The sequence below is a fragment of the Vreelandella neptunia genome (assembly GCF_000712975.1).
GTDB classification, from domain to species: Bacteria; Pseudomonadota; Gammaproteobacteria; order Pseudomonadales; family Halomonadaceae; genus Vreelandella; species Vreelandella qaidamensis.
Window position 1 is genome coordinate 596,185 of the sequence record NZ_JHQL01000002.1, and the last position, 21,892, is coordinate 618,076.

At 52.7% G+C, this 21,892-nt stretch carries 19 protein-coding genes; 10 read left to right on the forward strand and 9 right to left on the reverse strand.

The features are described from left to right. Positions 1–11: 11 nt before the first annotated feature. The 5 genes from dapF to CR46_RS0107495 all read right to left on the reverse strand — a co-directional run bounded on the left by dapF (position 12) and on the right by CR46_RS0107495 (position 6,193). Complete coding sequence (gene dapF, locus CR46_RS0107475; RefSeq protein ID WP_030071474.1) at positions 12–845, reverse strand: diaminopimelate epimerase; 834 nt, start codon at positions 843–845, stop codon at positions 12–14. Next, positions 845–2,116, reverse strand: a complete 1,272-nt coding sequence (gene lysA / locus CR46_RS0107480) for a diaminopimelate decarboxylase (protein WP_030071475.1) — start codon at positions 2,114–2,116, stop codon at positions 845–847. The genes dapF and lysA overlap by 1 nt, the downstream gene beginning before the upstream one ends. After that, positions 2,116–2,247 (reverse strand): LPS translocon maturation chaperone LptM, encoded by a 132-nt coding sequence (lptM, locus tag CR46_RS18110; protein ID WP_084180399.1) that lies wholly within the window; start codon positions 2,245–2,247, stop codon positions 2,116–2,118. The genes lysA and lptM overlap by 1 nt, the downstream gene beginning before the upstream one ends. Then, a complete protein-coding gene (argH, locus tag CR46_RS0107490) occupies positions 2,244–3,647 on the reverse strand; it encodes an argininosuccinate lyase (protein WP_030071476.1) in 1,404 nt (467 codons plus the stop codon). Before argH ends, lptM begins: the two co-directional genes overlap by 4 nt. A gap of 95 nt (positions 3,648–3,742) precedes the next feature. After that, entirely contained in the window at positions 3,743–6,193 is a 2,451-nt protein-coding gene (locus CR46_RS0107495) for a sensor domain-containing protein (RefSeq protein ID WP_030071477.1), read from the reverse strand. A 135-nt stretch (positions 6,194–6,328) separates the two neighbouring features. On the opposite strand from CR46_RS0107495, the gene hemC reads away from it, so the two are divergent. The 4 genes from hemC to CR46_RS0107515 are packed head-to-tail and all read left to right on the forward strand — an operon-like array spanning position 6,329 to position 10,788. After that, positions 6,329–7,273 (forward strand): hydroxymethylbilane synthase, encoded by a 945-nt coding sequence (gene hemC, locus CR46_RS0107500; protein WP_030071478.1) that lies wholly within the window; start codon positions 6,329–6,331, stop codon positions 7,271–7,273. Next, positions 7,270–8,049: a uroporphyrinogen-III synthase gene (locus CR46_RS0107505; RefSeq protein ID WP_030071479.1), complete on the forward strand. Its 780-nt coding sequence runs from the start codon at positions 7,270–7,272 to the stop codon at positions 8,047–8,049. Before hemC ends, CR46_RS0107505 begins: the two co-directional genes overlap by 4 nt. A gap of 16 nt (positions 8,050–8,065) precedes the next feature. Then, positions 8,066–9,526 carry a uroporphyrinogen-III C-methyltransferase gene (locus CR46_RS0107510; RefSeq protein WP_030071481.1) on the forward strand — a complete coding sequence of 487 codons (1,461 nt, stop codon included), beginning with the start codon at positions 8,066–8,068 and terminating at the stop codon, positions 9,524–9,526. Next, positions 9,523–10,788, forward strand: coding sequence for a heme biosynthesis HemY N-terminal domain-containing protein (locus CR46_RS0107515; protein WP_030071483.1), 1,266 nt, complete (start codon positions 9,523–9,525; stop codon positions 10,786–10,788). Before CR46_RS0107510 ends, CR46_RS0107515 begins: the two co-directional genes overlap by 4 nt. Before the next feature lie 110 nt (positions 10,789–10,898). Here CR46_RS0107515 and aroQ read toward each other — a convergent pair whose 3' ends face one another. Both aroQ and hglS read right to left on the reverse strand, forming a co-directional pair. After that, positions 10,899–11,345, reverse strand: coding sequence for a type II 3-dehydroquinate dehydratase (gene aroQ / locus CR46_RS0107520; protein WP_030071486.1), 447 nt, complete (start codon positions 11,343–11,345; stop codon positions 10,899–10,901). 68 nt (positions 11,346–11,413) lie between these two features. Then, positions 11,414–12,781 (reverse strand): 2-oxoadipate dioxygenase/decarboxylase HglS, encoded by a 1,368-nt coding sequence (hglS, locus tag CR46_RS0107525; protein WP_030071488.1) that lies wholly within the window; start codon positions 12,779–12,781, stop codon positions 11,414–11,416. Positions 12,782–13,023: 242 nt separating this feature from the next. Between hglS and CR46_RS0107530 the strand changes: the two genes are divergently transcribed. Together CR46_RS0107530 and CR46_RS0107535 are read left to right on the forward strand one after the other, a co-directional pair. After that, on the forward strand, positions 13,024–13,878 hold the full coding sequence (locus CR46_RS0107530) for a DUF72 domain-containing protein (RefSeq protein ID WP_030071491.1): 855 nt from the start codon (positions 13,024–13,026) through the stop codon (positions 13,876–13,878). A 153-nt stretch (positions 13,879–14,031) separates the two neighbouring features. Then, the gene (locus CR46_RS0107535; protein ID WP_030071493.1) at positions 14,032–15,375 is read left to right on the forward strand and encodes a sodium-dependent transporter; all 1,344 of its coding nucleotides are present in this window, start codon (positions 14,032–14,034) and stop codon (positions 15,373–15,375) included. A gap of 94 nt (positions 15,376–15,469) precedes the next feature. Here CR46_RS0107535 and CR46_RS0107540 read toward each other — a convergent pair whose 3' ends face one another. Next, positions 15,470–15,688 carry a PA3496 family putative envelope integrity protein gene (locus CR46_RS0107540; RefSeq protein WP_030071494.1) on the reverse strand — a complete coding sequence of 73 codons (219 nt, stop codon included), beginning with the start codon at positions 15,686–15,688 and terminating at the stop codon, positions 15,470–15,472. Positions 15,689–15,967: 279 nt separating this feature from the next. Here CR46_RS0107540 and hexR point away from each other — a divergent pair, with 279 nt between their 5' ends. The 3 genes from hexR to CR46_RS0107555 all read left to right on the forward strand — a co-directional run bounded on the left by hexR (position 15,968) and on the right by CR46_RS0107555 (position 20,325). Beyond that, entirely contained in the window at positions 15,968–16,822 is an 855-nt protein-coding gene (gene hexR, locus CR46_RS0107545; RefSeq protein ID WP_009723260.1) for a transcriptional regulator HexR, read from the forward strand. A 79-nt stretch (positions 16,823–16,901) separates the two neighbouring features. Beyond that, a complete protein-coding gene (gene uvrD, locus CR46_RS0107550; RefSeq protein WP_030071496.1) occupies positions 16,902–19,100 on the forward strand; it encodes a DNA helicase II in 2,199 nt (732 codons plus the stop codon). Between the two features lie 136 nt (positions 19,101–19,236). After that, a complete protein-coding gene (locus CR46_RS0107555) occupies positions 19,237–20,325 on the forward strand; it encodes a TRAP transporter substrate-binding protein (RefSeq protein WP_030071499.1) in 1,089 nt (362 codons plus the stop codon). Positions 20,326–20,401: 76 nt separating this feature from the next. On the opposite strand, the gene CR46_RS0107560 is transcribed toward CR46_RS0107555, so the two are convergent. Then, complete coding sequence (locus CR46_RS0107560; RefSeq protein ID WP_030071501.1) at positions 20,402–20,815, reverse strand: acyl-CoA thioesterase; 414 nt, start codon at positions 20,813–20,815, stop codon at positions 20,402–20,404. Between the two features lie 84 nt (positions 20,816–20,899). Here CR46_RS0107560 and CR46_RS0107565 point away from each other — a divergent pair, with 84 nt between their 5' ends. Further along, positions 20,900–21,853, forward strand: coding sequence for a PstS family phosphate ABC transporter substrate-binding protein (locus CR46_RS0107565; protein ID WP_030071503.1), 954 nt, complete (start codon positions 20,900–20,902; stop codon positions 21,851–21,853). Positions 21,854–21,892: the final 39 nt, after the last annotated feature.

A 21,892-nucleotide genomic window follows, 5' to 3' on the forward strand; every position in this document is an offset into this window, starting at 1 on the left:
TACTCCTCGAATTAGTTGAGCGTGACACGCCCGTCAAAAACACGTGTGGCAGGGCCCACCATTACCAGCGATGATTCAGGGTCTGGCCACTCAATACTGAGCTGCCCTCCTGGCAAATGAACATTCACCGGACTTTTCAACAGCCCCTGCCGAATACCGCTAGCCACCGCAGCACAGGCACCGGTACCGCAGGCAAGCGTCTCACCACTGCCGCGCTCATATACTCGCAAACGAATTTCGCTGGGTGACACCACCTGCATAAAGCCCACGTTAACCCGCTTAGGAAAGCGAGGGTGGGACTCAAGCAGCGGCCCAAGATGCTCAACGGGCGCACTATCAACACTTTCCACCTGTAACACGGCATGGGGATTGCCCATTGAGACAACCCCTAGTTCCAGCGTGTCACCATCGACATCGACAGCGTGTAGCGGCTGATCACCCGGTGCCTCAAACGGCAGTGTGGCGGGGTTAAAGCGCGGCCGGCCCATGTCAACACGCACCATACCGTCGTGCTGAACATTAAGTACCAAGGGCCCACCGGCAGTTTCCACATGAATTTCATGCTTATGGGTCAGGCGCTGATCACGGACAAAACGAGCAAAACAGCGTGCCCCATTGCCGCAATTTTCAACTTCACTGCCATCGGCATTAAAAATGCGGTAGCGAAAATCCATTTCCGGATCTCGGGGTGGCTCAACCACCAGTAATTGGTCAAAACCAATACCAAAGCGCCGATCTGCCAGCTGGCGAATCTGTTCATCACGCAGGCGAGCCCGCTGAGTAACTAGGTCCACCACCATAAAATCATTACCCAGACCATGCATTTTGGTGAAGTGCAACAGCATCAGCGCCCCCCTTCCGGCAGAAGTGTTTCGCCGGCCCACAGGCTTTCCAGGCTTTCCCGTGCGCGCACCACATGGTAGCTGCTGCCATCGACCATCACTTCAGGAGGGCGCGGACGGCTATTGTAATTCGACGCCATCACAAAGCCGTAAGCGCCTGCTGATCGAACGGCCAGTAAATCGCCCTCAGCAATTGCTAGATCGCGCTCTTTACCGAGAAAATCACCAGTTTCACAGACAGGACCAACAACATCATAGACCGCACGTTCACGCTGCTGGCGGGTATCCACCGGCACAATAGCTTGCCATGCCTGATACAACGCGGGACGGATCAGGTCATTCATAGCGGCATCAACAATCGCGAAATTTTTGGTTTCACCGGGCTTTAAAAACTCTACACGGGTCAACATTAAGCCCGCGTTAGCCGCAATAGAGCGACCTGGCTCAAAAAGCAACGTAAGCGCTTCACCACCCTCCCAGCGAGACAGGCGCGCCAGCAGCTGGCTTGCATAATCAAACGGTTGGGGTGGCTTTTCATCACGATAGGGAACACCTAGCCCACCACCCAGATCCAAGTGATCAATTTCAATACCACGCTCACGCAGCCGCTCCATTAACATCAAGAGCCGCTCTAGCGCATCTAGAAATGGTGCAGTTTCGGTAAGTTGAGAACCGATATGGCAGTCTAGCCCGGTGACGCGCAAATTAGGCAAACTGGCGGCGAGGCTGTAAACATCTAGCGCCTCATCCACTGGAATACCAAACTTGTTATCTTTCAGCCCAGTAGAAATGTACGGGTGGGTGCCTGCATCCACATCTGGATTAACTCGCAGTGATACCGGCGCCACCTTGCCAAGCTCTGCTGCGACAGCATTTAGCCGCTCAAGCTCAGGACGGGATTCAACGTTAAAGCATTTAATGCCAACCTCAAGCGCGCGGGCCATTTCATGCGGCTGCTTGGCCACGCCTGAAAACACCACTTTTGATGGGTTGCCGCCCGCTTTCAGTACGCGCTCAAGCTCGCCGATCGAAACAATATCAAACCCAGCCCCTAACCGTGCGAGCAAACCCAGCACCGCCAAGTTGGAATTGGCTTTCACTGCATAACAAATCAGATGAGGATGGCCACCCAGGGCTTCGGTATAGGCTCGAAAATGGCGCTCTAACGTTGCTTTTGAGTAGACATAACAGGGCGTACCAAGATCAGCAGCGACCTGAGTAAGCGGGACATCTTCGGCATAAAGCACGCCATCACGATAGTTAAAGTGATCCATTACCCCTCCTGCTCGGCAGCCGAACCCTGAGTGTCTTCGTCAGGCATATAAAGCGGCCCTTTCTGGCCGCAGCCCACTAATAACAGCGTGACCAGCAGCACCGTACTAAAGATGGTAGTCACACGCTTCATGCATCACCTTTCAGCGCAGCTAACGCCTCGCTAGCACGGCTGGCAGCGGCGCGAACCTGGTCAGGCGCGGTGCCACCGATATGGTTACGGGCGGCAACAGAACCCTCTAATGTGAGCACCTCAAACACATCCTGCCCAATCGTGGCAGAGAACTGCTGCAACTCTTCAAGGGTCATTTCAGACAGATCTTTCTTAGTCTTCAAGCCGTAAGCCACCGATTGACCGACAATTTCATGGGCATCGCGGAAGGCGACGCCTTTGCGAACCAAGTAATCAGCAAGGTCCGTGGCGGTAGAGAATCCGCGACGCGCTGCTTCATACATGCTGTCTTTTTTCGGTTCAATAGCAGGCACCATGTCGGCAAAGGCTTTTAAGCAGTCGCGCACGGTATCAACGGCGTCAAACAGCGGCTCTTTATCTTCCTGATTGTCTTTGTTGTAGGCCAGGGGCTGAGACTTCATTAGCGTAAGCAGCGCCATTAGGTGGCCATAGACTCGACCGGTTTTGCCACGCACCAGTTCGGGCACATCCGGGTTTTTCTTCTGCGGCATAATAGAAGAGCCAGTACAGAAGCGGTCAGGCAGGTCGATAAAGTCAAACTGGGCGCTGGTCCACAGCACCAGCTCTTCACTCATCCGCGACAGGTGCATTAACAAAATGCTGGCGAAGCTGGTGAATTCGATCGCAAAGTCTCGGTCGGACACGGCGTCCAGCGAGTTTTCTGCGGGGCGATCAAAGCCTAGCAATTCGGCGGTGACATGGCGGTCAATGGGATACGTGGTGCCGGCCAGCGCCGCTGCGCCCAAGGGCATAACATTGACGCGCTTGCGGCAGTCCAACAGGCGCTCGTGGTCACGGGTTAACATCTCTTGCCATGCCAATAGGTGGTGGCCAAAGGTCACCGGCTGCGCCGTTTGTAAGTGGGTGAAACCGGGCATGATGGTATCGGCTTCACGATCGGCAAGCTCAATCATGCCTTCGCGCAGGCGAACCAACTCCGCTTCGATCACATCGATCTCATCGCGCATAAACAGGCGAATATCCGTCGCCACCTGGTCGTTACGTGAACGGCCTGTGTGTAGCTTTTTACCGGTAATACCAATTTTATCCGTCAACCGTGCTTCAATATTCATGTGCACGTCTTCAAGCGGGATTGACCAGTTAAACTCGCCACGCTCAATTTCGCCCTGAATCTCGGTGAGCCCATTGATAATGGTGTCGCGCTCATCATCGGTTAGTACACCGACTCGCGCTAGCATAGTGGCGTGGGCAATCGAGCCCTGAATATCCTGACGCGCTAGGCGCTGATCGAAAGTCACAGACGCGGTGAAGCGTGCAACAAAGGCATCGGTGGGCTCGCTAAAGCGACCGCCCCAAGACTGGTTCGTAGCTTGGCTCATCGGAGGCATATCCTGCTGACAAAACTAAAGGAATCGTTATAAGAAAGTGTACCAGAGTCGCCGCACTCAGCGGCATGCCGTTTTTTAGTCGTTTTTCACATGGGGTGCGGCTCAGCATCATTGCGGGGGTGGTGAGATTCATTTAAGTAGCTACTGATCGCTAACATGGGCATCGGGCGGGCAAAGTAGAAGCCTTGAAAATGCGCACAATAACGGGCATTGAGATACGCATATTGTGCGGCTGTCTCCACACCTTCAATTAAAACTTCCAGGCCCAGCTTAACAGCCATGGTCACCACACCATCAACAATGGCAGCGTCCCGAGTGTCGTTAACGACATCACGAATAAAGGAACGATCGATTTTAAGCTTGTTGATCGGTAAACGTTTTAGGTAGCTAAGGCTTGAAAAACCGGTTCCGAAATCATCCAGTGCAATATGCACACCTAATGCGCGCAGATCCTGCAATGTTTGTATGGCGTGCTCAGTACTGTCCATTAGCACGCCTTCGGTAAGCTCTAACTCTAATAAATCAGGCGCAAGGCCTGTCTGCTCAAGCACACGCTGAATAGATAGCAAAAAGCCAGCACGCTGAAACTGCATCGGCGAAATATTAACCGCCATTGTAACGGGCATCGTTGTGCGCGCATTCAGCTCGACCGCATCACGGCATGCCCTCTCCAGCACCCACTCACTAATCGGCATGATCTGCCCAGTGTCTTCTGCCAGACTAATAAACTGGGCGGGGGAAATATAACCACGCTCGGGGTGATACCAGCGAATCAGTGCCTCTACCCCCGTTACCCGGCCAGTAGCACCCTGTATTTGCGGCTGATAATGCAGCTCAAACTGCGACTGTTCGATGGCCTGTTGTAACGCGTGTCGTAAATTAACCCGATTAGTCACTTTTCGATTTAACTCATCGGTGTACCACTGATAAGTATTGCGCCCCTGCCGTTTGGCTTTATACATCGCTAAATCAGCCTGTTGTATTAGCTGGCGCGGCTCGCTAATCGTTCCATCATCAGTGGCAATGCCCATACTCGCCGTAATACGCAACTCGCTGTCACGATACCAGTAGGGAGCAGAAAGACGCGCAAGCAGTCGTTCCACTACCTGCAACACATCTTGTTCGTGAGCCAAATCAGGTAGCAAAACGATAAATTCATCACCACCAAAACGCGCCACGGTATCCCAGGGACGCAGCTCTTCTTCCAGGCGCTTGGCGACCTCAATTAAAATGTGATCGCCTACATCGTGCCCTAGCGTATCGTTGATCGGCTTGAAATCATCCAGGTCGACAAATAGCACGGCAATGTATCGGCGATAACGCTTGGCTAACAGGCAACCTTGTGACAGCCGCTGATCAAGCATTAATCGGTTAGGTAGGCCGGTTAATGCATCATGATTGGCGTTATGGCGCAGCTGAGCTTGATATTCACGCTGCGCGGTAATGTCATTTTGTACGCCTACAAAGTGCGTCACCAGGCCAGCGGCATCTCGTACAGGAGACACATATAGGTCATTCCAAAACGGCACTCCATTACATCGGTAGTTACGTATAACGACATGTACGTCTTGCTGGGCATAAATGCCTTTGCGCAGCTTAGCCAAGGTAGCTGGGTCCGTTTCTTTACCCTGAAGAAACCGGCAATTTTGCCCTAACGCCTTAGTGCGGGAGTAGCCCGTAATCCGCTCGAAGGCTGCGTTCACATAAACCATCGGTAAATCTTGACGCTGGGCATCAACGATAATTACGCCGTTTGTGCTTGCTTCAACGCTACGCTCCAGCAGTGTGAGCTGTCGTTCAGTCGCCTTGCGCTCAGTAATGTTTTGGGTTGATCCCTGAACCTGAATAATCTGCCCCAACTCATCACGTACGGCTTTGCCAATCACTCTCACCCACAGCCTTACCGCTTGCCGAGTAACGATTTCTAGCTCCTCATCAAAGCTGGTTCCGCTCTCGCAACAGGCACTAAACACTTCACGGATACGTGGCCGAGAGCTAGGCGCGTAAAAGGTCATCGCTTCTTCAATGGTCGGCTTAAAACCATCGGGGACGCCATGTAGACGGCACACTTCATTCGACCAAATGGGCAACCCTTCGGCCATATCCACGTACCAGCCCCCTATCAGCGCCGTTTCGCCAGCAATTTGAAACAGCCGTTGATTACGAATGAGCTGTTTCTCAACGGCTTTTCGGCGGGAAATATCGCGGGCGATCACGTAGATAACACGATCACCCGCTGCGGCGGTCACTTCTAACCACACCACTTTTCCTTCTGCCGTCAGTGCTCGAACGTCAAACGGAGCTACTTTCTTGTGGGACTGGAGACGCGACAACGCCTCTTCAATAACCGGGATATCTCGATGGTCTACTAGCTTGCCACATGGCTTACCAACCCATTCGCTAGTGGAATAACCCAGCAAGTTTTCAAACATCGGGTTGATGTTGAGTAAGATACCTGCGAAATCAATACAGATGAATAAGTCTTGTGACAACAGGAAGAATTGGTCTAGCTTGCCTTGAGGATTAACAAAGGGCATGGCGCCACCTAACGGGTGAATGGCCAAACAGTGCCGTCATAAATTTGACCGGTTATTTTTACTGTGTGGCTGGGTGCTTTATGATGAGACTTATCATAGTTCGTCGCGCAGTGTCAGCGGCAAAGGGAGAATAACGTGTCATCCATTACTAAATTGCGCATCGCTACGCGTAAAAGTCAGTTAGCCATGTGGCAGGCCGAACACGTCCGCGACCGTTTAATGGCGGCACACAGCGGCTTGGAAGTCGAGCTCATCGCACTTTCCACAAAAGGCGATAAGATTCTCGATACACCGCTTTCAAAAATTGGCGGTAAAGGTCTTTTTGTCAAAGAGCTGGAAGATGCCATGCTCGATGGACGCGCCGATATTGCCGTACATTCAATGAAAGATGTGCCTATGCATTTTCCTGAAGGGCTAGGGCTTTCCGTTATTTTGGAAGGTGCCGACCCAACCGATGCATTTGTATCCAATCATTATAACAGCATTGACGAGCTACCTGAGGGTGCTCGAATCGGTACTGCTAGTTTGCGCCGTGGTTTGCAGATGCGAGAAGCACGCCCTGATCTGCAAATCCTCAACCTACGCGGTAACGTACAGACCCGTTTGGCAAAATTAGATGCGGGTGACTTCGATGCCATTATTCTCGCCACCTCTGGCTTAAAGCGCCTGGGACTTGATGCGCGCATTGCTCAGGCACTTCCACCTGAAATCTGCCTTCCCGCCTGTGGTCAAGGGGCACTAGGCATCGAGTGCCGTCTGCATGACCCAGAGTTAATTGGCTTATTAGCCCCACTGGATGACCCCGATACAGCGACTCGTGTGCGTGCCGAACGTGCAATGAACACTCGCCTGGAAGGCGGCTGCCAAGTACCTATCGCAGGACATGCCATACTTGATAAGACAAACGACACTATTTGGCTACGTGGCCTAGTCGGCAATCCTGAAGGCACCGAGGTACTACGCGCCGAGGGCAGTGGCTCTATCCATGAACCTGAAGCCTTGGGCATCCGTATCGCCGAAGAGCTGCTGGATCAAGGGGCCGGCGATATTTTAGCCGAGGTGTATGGCCGCAACGTATGAGTCTACCGGTACTGATCTGTCGCCCTGGTGACCGCGGAGAGGCGTTAGCAGCCACGCTGCATGCTCAAGGTGCTCTTGTGGAGCACCTTGATGTCATGCGTTTGGAAACACTGCCTGAAGATCCCGCCCTGCGAAGCACATGGTTAAACATTGATCAGTACCACAAAATAGTGGTGGTCAGTCCTTTCGCCGCTTACTGTTTAAGCGAAGCGTTTGATCGCTATTGGCCACAGCTTCCTGTGGGCATCGACTACTACAGCGTAGGCCGAGCTACGGCAAATGTATTATTTGAACAGCTAGGCGTACGTGTTCATATGCCTTCGCCTAGCCATGGAGAAGACACGAGTGAGGCACTGCTGTCTCTTGCCTCACTCCAAACGCTCACGCATCAGCGTGTACTTCTGGTAGCTGGAGAAGGTGGCCGCACATTATTAGCCGAGACGCTGAGTGCGCGGGGGGCCAACGTTACCCGTGTTGCTGTGTACCGGCGCGTATATCAAGCGCCCCTACCAGCCATGCAACAACGTCTATTAACCGGCGATTATCGAGCGTTAATCGTGACGAGCAGCGAACTGCTTGAACATCTGGCAAAATGGTGTGAACACGCAGCGTTGAACCAACCGCTAATCGTTTCCAGTCACCGTTTAGCTAAACTGGCCGGTAAACTGGGTTTTCGTGACCTCAAGGTGGCGTCGGGAGCAACGCCCGCTGCATTGGCAGCGGCGTTAAGTCGGTTCTGCAACCCAAAGGGTGCCGATGTCGATCAAGGAACTTAATAAGGGCTAGCGACAGATGAGCAAACAACCAAACGATCAGGAAGGCGTACAGAACACGTCTGCCGAGGCATCTCAAAGCGACGCTAAACCGAGCGACACTTCCGCGTCAGCTTCGCCAAGCAATGAGACGTCAACGCCAGGCAATGCGGCAGCATCTTCTTACGCTGCTAAAAACAGCCGCTCGCGTCGCCGTAACAAGGGAGGCAACAGCACTCCCCACGCCAGCACAGTGTCAACGAATGCCAGCCATGGTGAAGCTTCGACCCAATCAAGTGCTGATACCAAACAAGCGGCCGATACAAAGCCAGCAGCAGACGATAAACCGTCAGCAGGCGCCAAAACGGCAGGCGCTAAGCCAACAAACAGTGGCAGTCATGCGTCTGGAAATGCTGCGCACGTCCCACCTACTGCCAACAACGCTAGCAACAACAGTGGTGGTGGTAACAAAGGCAGTGGTATCGCCATTGTGCTGGTGATTATCCTGGCTCTGGCCATTGGTTTTGTCGCTTGGCAAGGATGGCAGCGCTTGGATAACCAGCAGCAGCGTATTGACGAGCTCGCCCAGCAAACGCAAAACAATGCCTCACAGCAGGAAGTGAACGATCTAACATCGCGTATTGAAAGCAGTGAAGCTGAACGCAGCCAGGCGCTAGAAAACACGATGAGTGAACTACGTAGCGAGCTGGATAGTTATCGTGGTGAGGTCAACAACACACTAGACAACGTGCTGGCGCAGCTTTCTCAAGAGCAGGAGACCGACGAGCGCGACTGGTTACACGCCGAAGCCGCTTATCTGCTGCGTCTAGCTAACCAGCGCTTGCAGCTGGAAGGTGATGTTGAAGGCGCTGCTGCATTGCTGCGCACTGCTGATGCGCGCTTAGTCGATGCCGACAATCCAGCGTTAACACCAGTACGCCGTGAAATTGCTAATGAACTGGCTGCTCTTGACGCCGTGCCGCAAGTTGACCGCACTGGCATCTATCTTGCGCTGAACGCTCAACAAGAGCGTATCGCTGGCCTACGCCTATCGCAAGAAATTGAGGAGCGTGCCGTTACCTCTGGTATTGAGCAGCCGCCCACGGGCACCTTCCAACGTCAGTTGGCCCGCTTTGGTGAAGAGTTAAAAGATCTTGTAGTGATCCGTCAGCATGACGAGGCATTAGAAACATTGATTACTCCAGAGCAAGAGTCCTACCTGCGTCAAAGCCTACGCTTGATCCTTGAACAGTCCCAGCTGGCGCTGCTCAAAGAAGAGCAAGAACTGTACGAAGCAAGTATTGATAAGGCGCTGGAACTGCTCAACGGCTACTACGACATCGAACGCGAAGAGACGCAAAGCGTTATTGCTCGCCTGCAAGAATTGAAGCAAACCCAGGTACAACCTGAGCTACCGGATATCAGCGCTTCTCAACAGGCGCTAGCGAGCTTCATTGAGAACCGTTTTGAGTCGCGTCGCCAAGGTGGAGGTGATGCATGAGAAAATTAATTCTCTTAATTGTTGCCGGTCTCGCGGTCGGCGCACTGTTTGGGCACCTGATGATGTCAGTGCCTGGTTATTGGCTAATACGCGTTGGTGACACCTCGCTACAAACGTCATTCTGGTTTGGCTTGGTGCTGCTGCTAGGCGCGTTTATTGTTTTGCATTTTGCGCTACGTTTGCTCTCCGGCATTATTCGCCCAGTCGGACGCTTTCGCACTTGGAACAGCCGAGCCCGCAACCGTCGTGCGATGAAACGCACCGTGCGTGGTTTGGTTGCTTTAACTGAAGGCCGCTGGAAAAAAGCTGAGAAAACGTTGGTACGCGCGGCTGACGATTCCAGCACACCTCTTGTGAATTATCTTTCTGCGGCACTGGCAGCGCATTACCAAGGCCATCATGAAAAATCCCAGGAGCATTTGAATCAAGCACAGCTCACCACCGACGGAGCCGACACGGCCATCGGCCTAATGCAGGCTCAACTGATGATTGACCGTCAGCAGCCTGAAGAGGCACTGGCCATTCTGAACCGGCTGGATAAGAAACTGCCCAACCACCCTCAAGTGCTCAAGCTTCTTAAGCAAGTCCACCTAAGCGTTAACGACTGGGAAGGCCTACGCCGTTTAATACCGCGTCTAGCTGCACAAAAACTGATCACCCAGCAAGAGCGTGAACAACTGGAGTTTAAAGCGTACCGCGAGCTGATTGTTTTTGAGGCTAAAAACCCCACTAACATTGAGCGCGTGCGAGGCCTCTGGGCCGATATGCCGGACTATCTACGGGGCAATACCGAACTCATCGTGCTTTACACCGAAGCGCTTTTACAAGCCAACGAAGAGCCGATTGCCGAGCGCTTGCTCAACCATTCGTTGGATAACCACTGGGATGCGCGCTTGGTTAAACGTTATGGCTTAATCAACGTTGATGCCGCCCGCCAATTAGCAAAAGCGGAAAAGTGGTTGCAAGAGCGTCCTAACGACCCCGAACTCCTGCTGGCCTGTGGTCGGCTGTCGCTGCGGACTGGCAAATGGGAGAAAGCGCTGGAGTACTTTGAAGCTAGCCAGCGCCAACGTCCTAGTGGTGAAGTTTGTGCAGAACTTGCACGCCTCTACGCAAGTCTTGGTGAGCACAACAAAAGTCAGCTCTATTACCGCCACAGCGTCGATATGCTCGCTAAGTCACTGCCTTCGCTCCCACAGCCAAGCGATGCTAATGACAGCAAGCAAAGCGAACCCCAAACATCCGTTAAGAAAAGCGCGTAACAATCTAAACAGCAACAATCAAAAAGGGTGCTCATTGAGCACCCTTTTGTATATTTACGCGTTGATACCTGTCCATTCATATGCATAGCATTGTACGCCAGCATTCCTGGCTATTTAGCCAACGATAACAGCACTGCCTCCAGTGCTGCGCAATACCCTTGAACCCCTAAGCCTGCAATCACACCATCAGCCCGTAAAGAGACATAGGAGTGATGCCGAAACGCTTCACGTTTATGTACATTGGATAAATGGACTTCAATTACTTTGCCATCAAACGCATTCAGCGCGTCAAGAATCGCGACAGAGGTATGGGTATAAGCCGCCGGATTAATAATAATCGCCTGGGTACTATCAAGACGCGCGGCATGGATAGCATCGATCAGCTCGCCTTCGTGGTTGCTTTGCAGGCATGTAATATCACAACCTGACATCACTGCTTTTTCACGCAGAAGATTATTTACGTCTTCTAAGGTGTCGTAGCCATAGATCTCTGGCTGGCGACTCCCCAGCAAATTGAGATTCGGTCCATGAAGCACCAAGACTTTTCCCTGACGCATGACGTTCTCCTGAACGGTGTATTGGGCCTAACATTCATCGGCAAAAATAACGCTAAAGCCCCGTTCTATCACCTTCCTCGTAACACTGCCAGCGCCTGCTCAAGAGATGCCTGCTGGCGCTGAGCATAGAGCGCAATCTCATCAATTACCGCAGCCCCCAGGTGTTGCTCAAACTGAGCCTGATTCGCATGGCTTGAGTACTCATCACGCTGATGTTCGCCCAGGTTCGATTGGAAGATACCTGCAGCACTCACAGGCAAAAAATCTTCATAGATCATCGGCTGACAAACCAGTGCGCCCTGCTCAATTAACACCTCAACCCCAGCGGCATCCACGTTATCTGGCAAAGCTACCTGCTTACCTGGCACTGCGTAGTAATGAAAGAACGCTAATGCCTCCCGCCGCAGCGTGGCGTCGTCATCGGGAAATGCCTGAAACACCTCCGCCAGCTGCGCTTGATGAGTCGCGTTGTCCGGTGCCACGGGTAATGACCGTGATTCTGCCAGTAAATGGTCGTAAAGCTCGCGGCCTTTATGGGTCAAGGCAACGCCACGCTGTTCAATTTCACCAAAGCGGGCAGTGTGGTGGCCTTGGGCATTATCAGCAAAGGTGATGGTTTCTTCGAGCGCTTTAAAACTGGTTTGGCGTAGCAAAATAGGACACACCCGACGCGGTGGGCCTTCAATCACCGCTTTTGGATTAATTCCAACGTCCGGCATGCGACGTTGCACCTCATCAATATCCAGGGTCCGTGGCGTTAAATGATTGATATGCGGCCCATGAAAGCACACCACATCAGCGATCAGGCGGTGTTCTTTGTGCAATCGGTGGTAGGTCTCGACATCCACCGTTGCATCGTGATGCCAGCGAAACGTCGTAAGGGCGGCCTCTACAAAGGCGTCAGCATCATTCGTGCTCAAACCGCCCTGCTGTTCACAGCGCTCTATTAGCGCGACTGCTTGGGGCGTAACGATCTCACGGCGCTGCAAAATTTCCCGTGCCTGCTCTCGTAGCGCCGCGTTTTCAATTAATTCAAGGCGCAGTAACGATGTAAATACCCTAAATGGGTTACGCTTCAGTGCTTCATCATCGACGGGCCGAAAGGCCGTAGAGTGAACCGGCACCCCCGCAGCGGCTAAATCGTAGTAGCCTACTGGCACCATGCCCATAACCGCAAACATCCGTCGCAACAACGAAAGTTCTTCCGGTAGCCCCACACGAATCGCCCCATGACGTTCAACGTTAATACGTGAAAGCTCCCCTGTGGCCGCTAACGCATCCGCTAGCGCAGGATCCTGACTGAGCGCGTCATCATTCACCACTTCAACCAGCGAAAGCAGCGTGCCGTATTGGGGTACTTCCTGTTGATACATCGCTGACATCGCTTTCGAAAACTGGTCACGAATATCATCAGAGCTAACGTAATCGGAACACATGGGCAGTCCTATTGATTGGCAACACATTTAGACATGGCGAACATGACTGTCGAGGAGCTAGTTGGCATAGTAGCGCTGCCAGCATCAGAAAAATTTCATAATTTTCGCGTTTACCTTCATTTAAACGCCTTTCATGACGCGCTATGCCACCCTCGTTCCGTCAGGTAGTTGCCAAATAGAGTTACACTAACGATCAAAATGAAGATAAAAAAGAAGCTTAAACGCCCATGAAAAACCCCGCCATGACGCCACCGCTATACCTTGGTCTCCCCATGTGGGCCAATCAAGACTGGTTGGGCAGCCTGTACCCACGCCACGCTAAAACGGATCTGCTGAATGACTATGCGGCGGTTTTTTCAAGCGTTGAGGGCAACACAACGTTTTATAGCGGCGCACCAAAGCCAGAAATAGTGGCCGCGTGGGCGCGGCAAACTCCACCCCATTTTCGTTTCTGCTTTAAACTGCCTGCCACGATCACCCATGACCAGCGTTTAACCCAACCCGAAAATGCCTGGGCGTTTATAGAGGCACTCGCGCCACTGCATGATCGTCTTGGCCCCACCATGATTCAGCTACCGCGCGAATTCGGCCCTTCGGAGCTGCCCCAGCTAGAAACACTCCTTGCACAATGGCCGGCCCACTTACCGTGTGCAGTGGAGGTACGCCACCCCGCTTTTTTCCTCAAAGGCGATGCTGAAAAAGCCCTTAACCGCTTGTTAATAACTTATTCAGCTAACCGCGTGATGCTTGATGTTCGTCCGGTGTTTTCAACCCCTGCTAATGGCCATCCTGGCTTAGCGCATGCTCAGCAAGAAAAGCCGAAACTCCCGCTACACGTGCTTTCCACAGCAAATTATCCAGTCATTCGCTTCATTGGGCATATTGACAAAACAATTAATACAGACTATTTCACGCCGTGGATTGATCGGCTTGCCCTGTGGATAAGTCAGGGGAAAACCCCTTTCTTATTTGTGCATACTGCCGATAACCACGCGTCACCAGAACTAGCACGCTGTTTGTACCATGAAGTGCAACACCGCGTTACTTTGCCCGCCCTTTCGTCATTCGCTGGTGAGAAGCAGAGCCAACTGTTTTGATCAGTCTTTTTAGGCTAACTGACTGGCAACCCCCACCATGATCGGATAAATTGCGCGTACTTTCGGAAAATAACGCTGGAACCTTTCTATTTTCCGAAAATCGGCACATTAGGCTAATAACGCCTTATTACAATTAACTAAACAGGTGATTTCATGGCAAAACTTGCACATGCACAGTGGTCATCGCGCATGGGGTTTGTGCTGGCGGCCGCTGGTTCGGCCGTTGGCCTTGGCAACATTTGGCGCTTTTCTTATATGGTGGGCGACAGCGGTGGTGCAGCTTTCGTGCTTGTCTACCTTGCGTGCGTGGCGTTAGTAGGCCTGCCCATTTTGGTCGCTGAGTGGATGATTGGCCGTCGTGGCCAGAAAAACCCAATTAATACCATGGCTGACCTAGCTGCTGATCACGGTAAATCAAAAGCATGGGCATTAGTTGGCGTGAGCGGCGTGTTGGCAGCCTTTTTGATTTTGTCTTTTTACAGTGTCATTGGGGGCTGGTCACTGAACTACACCCTAGGTTCAGTCATTGGTACGTTTAACGGCCAAGATGCTGACGCAATTAGCGGTCTTTTTGGCGGCATGCTGGCTAGTCCGGTTACCCTACTTCTTTGGCATACCGCCTTTATGGTGCTTGTCATCGGGATTGTGGCGCGAGGCGTTACTAAAGGCCTGGAAAGCGCAGCACGGCTGCTAATGCCTGCCCTGGTGGTATTAATGTTGATACTGGTGGGCTATGGCGTAGCCAGCGGCTATTTTGGTGAAGCGCTAGCGTTTATGTTCCGCCCTGACTGGAGTGCGCTGAATGGTGGTGTCGTACTTGCTGCCATGGGCCAAGCCTTCTTCACCCTATCGCTGGGTATGGGCATCATGATGGCTTACGGCTCTTACCTTGGCGAAGACGTTAATCTTATTAGCACGGCACGCACGGTGATCATTCTTGACACGGTGATTGCACTGCTGGCGGGGCTAGCAATCTTCCCCATTGTGTTTGCGAATGGCCTTAGTGCTGGAGAAGGTCCAGGCTTGATTTTTGTCACGTTGCCATTGGCGTTCGGTAATATGGCAGGCGGTACAATTTTGGGCTTGATGTTCTTCTTGCTGCTGACCTTTGCGGCCTTAACATCAGCGATTTCATTGCTGGAGCCAACGGTAGAAATGCTCGAGGAGCGTACGCCAATGTCTCGTGTCACCGCCACATTAGCGAGCGGGATTGGCGTATGGCTGCTTGGCGTTGCCGCATTGTTGTCGTTTAACGTATGGTCAGAGGTACTGTTCTTCGGCCTCAATATTTTCGATCTACTCGATACGTTTACTAGCAAGATCCTACTACCACTAACCGGCTTAGGGGCCATTGTGTTTGTTGCGTGGTGTTTGAAGCGCGACAGCGTAGAAGCCGAGCTTGGGCTTTCATCCACTGGCGTTAGCGTATGGAATGTCATCGCACGCTTCGTAGCGCCCGCGGGGGTTATTGTTGTGTTTGTCACCGGGCTACTTTAAGCCTTCGCTGACGACCGTAACGCAGGATACCGCCCTAAGCGTGAACGGGGCGGATCTGATGCACCGCCCGCTTATCTCTAAGTGCGCTTTTTAATTAATGCAATTCGCTCTCTTGCTGTTCTTCATCATCTGGCAAGGGAGCGATATCCCGCGATAACTTCTGAAACTCCCGATGCAGTTCAATTCCCCGACGCGCCCGCAGGCTGCGCTGGGCTGCACTGCGCCGACGTTGAACATGTTCATCGACTTCTATACTCATAAAGATGTCGAGCAGTTCGCTTTTTACCGAGGTAATTCGTTCGATATTTCTCATAATCGACGTTCCTCCAGGTGAATATGCCTACGTCCACCTGCATCCGTGACGACTGTTTTTCAAATGATGCAGTGCGGCACTTCACTTCTTACTATAACCTACTTGACAAAATGATGACGAATCCTGCTGAAATGTCTTAACGACGTTTAAACGCATGAGTAAATCGCATTTATACTGTTTCTGCATCGTGCCCTCTGCAACGTACGCTGCAGAGAACACTCAGGCATACTGTTATCAGTATGCCTGCATAAGCACTAAAGAGAATTTAAGGAGCTGAACGTGAGCCGCGCCCTGTTCGATGAAATGAGACGCCGCATGGAGCATTTTCGTCGCTCCGAACAAAAGGTTGCGCGGTTTGTACTGCGCAACCCAGACGAGGTCATCCACATGCGGATTGTCGACCTCGCAACAGAGGCTAAAGTCAGCGAGCCCACCGTCGTGCGCTTCTGTCGCGCGCTTGGCTGCAACGGGTTCCAAGACTTTAAGCTCCAGCTTGCCCAAATGCTGGCCAGTGGCAGTCAGTTTGCCCAGTTCTCGATGAACGATAGCGATTCGGTTGCTGAGTTTTCCCACAGTATTTTTGACTCCACGGTGGGCACGCTTTTATCGGTACGCGACCGTCTTGATAATGATGCCCTTGGGCGGGCCGTCAATGCGCTTGCCATGGCAAACCGCGTCGAGTTCTATGGCTTTGGGGCGTCCGGTGCCGTGGCTTTCGATGCCCAACACAAGTTCTTCCGCCTGCAAATATCGACCTCAGCTTATGCCGACCCTCATATGCAGAACATGTCGGCGGTCACGCTCAAAGAGGGTGATGTGGTGGTCGCCATCTCACAAACAGGCCGAACCAAAGCGCTGGTCGCTAGCGTTCGCTTAGCGCGTGAGGCAGGAGCCACCGTTATTGGCCTGTGCCCGAGTGACTCGCCGCTGGCCAGCGAAGTGAGCCTGCCGCTGTACATCGACGTGCATGAAGATACCGAAATCTACACTCCGCTTAGCTCACGAATCGCCCATTTGGTACTGATCGACGTCCTTGCCGTTGGCGTTGCCAAAACGCGTGGCCCAAAGCTTGCTGAACAACTGAAAGCCGTCAAGAAGAGCCTGAATACGCTGCGTTACCCCGAAGAGTCGTAGTGCCTATCGACTGTATGCACAGCCAGTTCGCTGGCTGTGCTAAACTGGCCGCCCATTTTTCGAACCGGCAGCGGCTTATATGGACGACGTCACGGCGATACTTGATCAGCTTAACCCTGCCCAGCGCGAAGCGGTAAGCGCGCCCCAAGGCAACTTACTGGTACTGGCGGGAGCCGGGTCCGGTAAAACCCGCGTGCTGGTTCATCGCATTGCTTGGCTAATGCAGGCTGAAGGGCTTTCACCGTATGCCTTGTTGGCGGTTACGTTTACCAACAAAGCCGCGCGGGAAATGCGCACCCGTCTGGAAGCGCTGCTAAGTATCTCCATGCGCCATGTATGGGTCGGCACCTTTCACTCTATCGCTCACCGCTTGCTGCGCACTCACTGGCAGGATGCTCGGCTACCACAGCACTTTCAAATCATCGACTCCGATGACCAGTTACGGCTGGTAAAGCGAATGCTCAAAGATTACGCCATCGATGATGAGCGCTTCCCGCCCCGTCAGGTGCAGGGCTTCATCTCTGGCTGCAAAGAGGCAGGGCTCCGCCCACATCAAGTAAACGTGGACGGCGATGGTTATCTTGGCCAGATGGTCGAGCTATATGAGCGCTATCAATTTACCTGCGAACGCGGCGGCCTAGTGGACTTCGGCGAACTACTACTGCGCAGTCTTGAGCTGTTGCGCGACAACCCGCCACTTCTCAATCATTACCGCGAACGCTTTGGTCATGTATTGGTAGACGAGTTTCAGGACACTAATACGCTGCAATATGCATGGTTAAAGCTTCTCACCGGGCAGCAAACACCGATGACCGCTGTCGGTGACGATGACCAGTCAATTTACGGTTGGCGCGGTGCTAAAGTGGAAAATATTCGCCGCTTTGAGGAGGAGTTTCCTGATACGCACACTGTACGCCTAGAGCAGAACTACCGTTCCACTAGCGCGATTCTGGAGGCCGCTAACACGCTGATTAGTCATAACAGTGAGCGGCTAGGCAAAAACCTGTGGACTGACGGTGTCGAAGGCGACCCTATTTCTATCTACGCCGGGTTTAACGACTTAGAAGAAGCCCGCTATATCGTCGATACCATCAAAGAAAAGGTCGATGAAGGGTTTAATCGCCGCGATATTGCCATTCTTTACCGCTCTAATGCTCAGTCGCGTTTACTGGAGGAGACGCTGATCCGCCAAGGGATGCCCTACCGTATTTACGGAGGACATCGCTTCTATGAACGTTTAGAGATCAAAAATGCCCTCGCCTACCTGCGGCTACTGCTTAATCGTGATGACGATGCCTCTCTGGAGCGCGTGATTAACGTGCCCACCCGCGGGATTGGCACCCGCACGGTTGAAATTGTGCGCCATCGCGCCCGAGAGCAAAGCGTTTCACTGTGGCAGGCGCTGCACGATGCCATCCAAGACGGCACGCTAAAAGGCCGTGCAGCCAACGCCGTGCAGACATTTGCCAACCTCATTGAGCAATTAGACAACGATGCATCTGGCTTGCCACTGCATGAAATTATCGACCATGTCACCGCTCATACTGGCCTTATCGAGCATCACAAGAGCGAGCGCGGCGAAAAAGGGCAAGCGCGCGTGGAAAACTTGGAAGAACTGGTGACCGCTGCTCGCGCCTTTACCCATGGCGATGCCTTCGAAACCCCTGAAGCGGGGGAAGGAATGGCGGCGCTGGAAGCATTTCTTTCTGAAGCGGCGCTTAACGCAGGCGACCATGAAGCCGATGAGTTTGAAGACAGTGTGCAATTGATGACACTGCACTCTGCCAAAGGCTTGGAGTTCCCCGTGGTGTTTATTGCCGGCGTTGAAGAGGGCCTGTTTCCTCATAAAATGTCGATCGAAGAGCCAGGGCGACTCGAAGAGGAAAGGCGACTTTGCTATGTCGGCGTTACCCGCGCAATGCAGAAACTCTACCTGACCCATGCCGAAACCCGCCGTCTGCACGGCAAAGAAGTGTTTCCCAGGCCATCGCGTTTTCTACGTGAACTTCCCCCCCATCTATTGGAAGAAGTCCGCCTACGTGGTCATATTTCGCGTCCCGTTACCGCTTCACGCTCAAGTTTTACGCAGCAGCGTGTTGAAAGCGACGGCGATCTGCCTGCTCTACATGTTGGCCAGCGGGTAATGCACCCAGTGTTTGGCGAAGGCATTATTCTTAATGCAGAAGGCGAAGGAGCCCGCGCTCGGGTTCAAGTCAGCTTTGAAGGGGAAGGGGTGAAATGGCTCGTACTAGGGTTTGCCAAACTCGCCCCACTTTGATCGGTGTTAACGTAAGCGTAAAGCTGTAGGCGAGCACTTGCCCATTAAAACCTGCTTAGCGCATACTGGCTAGTGGACACTGCGCTCACTGCGCGTTAATAAAAAAACATCAGATAATTTCGGAGTTATGCCCGCCATGCAACGCCGTCAATTTCTCAAAACCGCCGGCCTAGGTGCCGCCGGTGTCGCTGCTGCGCCTTTTGTTTCCACCGCTAGCGCCAACGAAACCTACACTTGGGACATGGTCACCTCCTGGCCGAAAAACTTCCCCGCGCTTGGTACAGGTGCCAATGACTTCGCACGTCGAGTTGAGCAACTCTCCAATGGCCGCATGCGCATACGCGTACACGGCGCTGGTGAACTTGTTCCTGCACTTGAAGTGTTTGATGCAGTCGCTGCTGGTACTGCCGAGATGGGACATTCCGCGTCCTACTACTGGCGCGGCAAGGTCGCAGCCTCACAGTTTTTCACCGCGGTACCGTTCGGTATGAACACCACTGAAATGAACGCATGGCTGTATCACGGTGGCGGTCAGGAACTGTGGGATGAAATTTACGCCAACCATAACCTAAAGCCTTTTGCTGTCGGCAACACCGGCACACAAATGGGCGGCTGGTTTAAAAAAGAGATCAACTCCCTAGATGACATGCAGGGCCTGAAACTGCGTCTTCCGGGCCTTGCTGGCGAAGCCATGAACGGCATTGGCGTTAGTACTGTCAACATGCCTGGTTCAGAAATTTTTACCTCGTTGCAAACCGGCGCTCTCGATGCCGCTGACTGGGTTGGGCCTTACAATGACATGGCATTTGGTCTTCACCAAGTGGCGGATTACTACTACACCTCTGCTTGGAATGAACCAACAGCCGTACTAGAAGGCACTGTTAATCTAGACGCCTGGAATGCGCTACCTGAAGACCTTCAAGATGTTATTCGTGAAGCCGCGCGAGCCTCTAACCTCGCCATGATTAGCGAATTTGCCTATCGTAATGCCCAGGCATTGGAAACTCTGGTCGATGAGCATGGCGTTCAACTACGCACCTTCCCGGAAGATGTAATGGCGGCACTGTATGAATCTTCAAAAGAGGCCATTCAACGCCAAGTAGACAATGACGAAGAGTCACGCCGTGTTTATGAATCCTACTCAGCCTTTCAAAAAGTAGTGCGTCCGTTCAGCGATGTAGGTGAATACGCTTACCTGAAAAACCGCGATAATGTCGGTGCCTAGAGACACCACGGTCTGTTAGTAGCACTAAAAAAGGGCGCCAAGGCGCCCTTTTCATTTCTAATGATTGTCAACGTTTTCAGCCATGTACTGCACGAATACGTCCATTATCGTCTAACGCCACCATGACAAAACGTGCTTCGGTCACTTTCTGTCGCTCTTCCAAATAGCGACCATGGGGAGGACGCACCCATACCTCAACATTAATCTTAATCGAGCTACGGCCTATTTCCCGCACGCTGGTGTAAACACTTACCATTGAACCTACACGCACTGGGCTTAAAAAATCCATCGCTTCAATTGCTACGGTTGCTGTGCGGCCGCCTGCCTCTCTGCCTGCGGCCAGCTCGGCGGCTTGGTCCATTTGATTAACTAGCCAGCCACCCGGAATATCACCATAGAGATTGGTATCTTGCCGAGAAGCCAGTAACTTTAAGGTGAGCTGCCCCTGCGGAGCAGGTACATCGTCCAAATCAGTATCCAGCGGTGTCATAAGGTAGTCGCTTCAAAAGGTTATTGTTGTGATGTTGCTGCATCGCAATAGGCTGGTAATAGTTAATCACAAGAGGGGTGTCGTTTGAAGCGTTACAATTTACGACGAACGAGGAAATATCGGTTGCTGCTGATTGTCACTGGTTGGCTTCTAATGACAAGTAACTTTGCCTGGAGCCAGCCAGCCTCGGTGAGCGGCACATTAGGTGCTGTCGGTTCTGACACCATGGCAGGCTTGGTGCTGCGCTGGGGCGAAGCCTTAAGCGCTCGCTATCCAGATATTAACCTGCAGTTTCAAGCTGGCGGCTCAGCTAGCGCACCGACTGCCCTGGTGGCTGGTACAACTCGACTAGGTCCTATGTCGCGCCCAATGAGCGAAGCAGAACGCCAGCAATTTATTGACCGCTACGGCTATCCACCGCTTGAACTTCGCGTTGCCCAGGATGCACTAGTCGTGGTGGTGCATCGCCATAACCCGCTGGACACCCTGACACTCCAACAAGTCGATGCCATTTTTTCAACTAGCCTCGCTTGCGGTGCTCCCCAGCCCATCCGGCGTTGGAGCACACTGATGACAGCAACAGACTGGCCCTATGGCCAAATAGCTCCGCATGGTCGAAATCTAGCATCAGGAACCTATGGACTCTTCCAAGAAAAAGCTCTTTGCAACGGCGAGTTCAGGCGCGATATCAGCGAACACCTAGGCTCGTCAGCGGTCATCGCTGCTGTCGGTGAATCCTTCAACGCCATAGGCTATGCAGGCTATAACCATCTGAATTCCATGGTACGTGCACTTCGCCTAGTAGATGAGCACGGCACCGCTATTGCGCCTGACGAACGCTCCATACAACAGGGAAACTATCCATTGTCACGCGACCTCTATCTTTACGTTAATCTGCCTCCCAGCGAATCACTACCGCCCGTGGAACAAGCCTTTCTATCGCTTATTTTTTCCGACGCAGGTCAGCAGATTGTTAAAGCAGCAGGCTTTGTGCCGCTCCCTAAACGCCTACGCGATGCTCAGCGCCAACGCCTGTGAGCTGTCATTTAATTGTCACAAACAAACGATAGGGTAAGG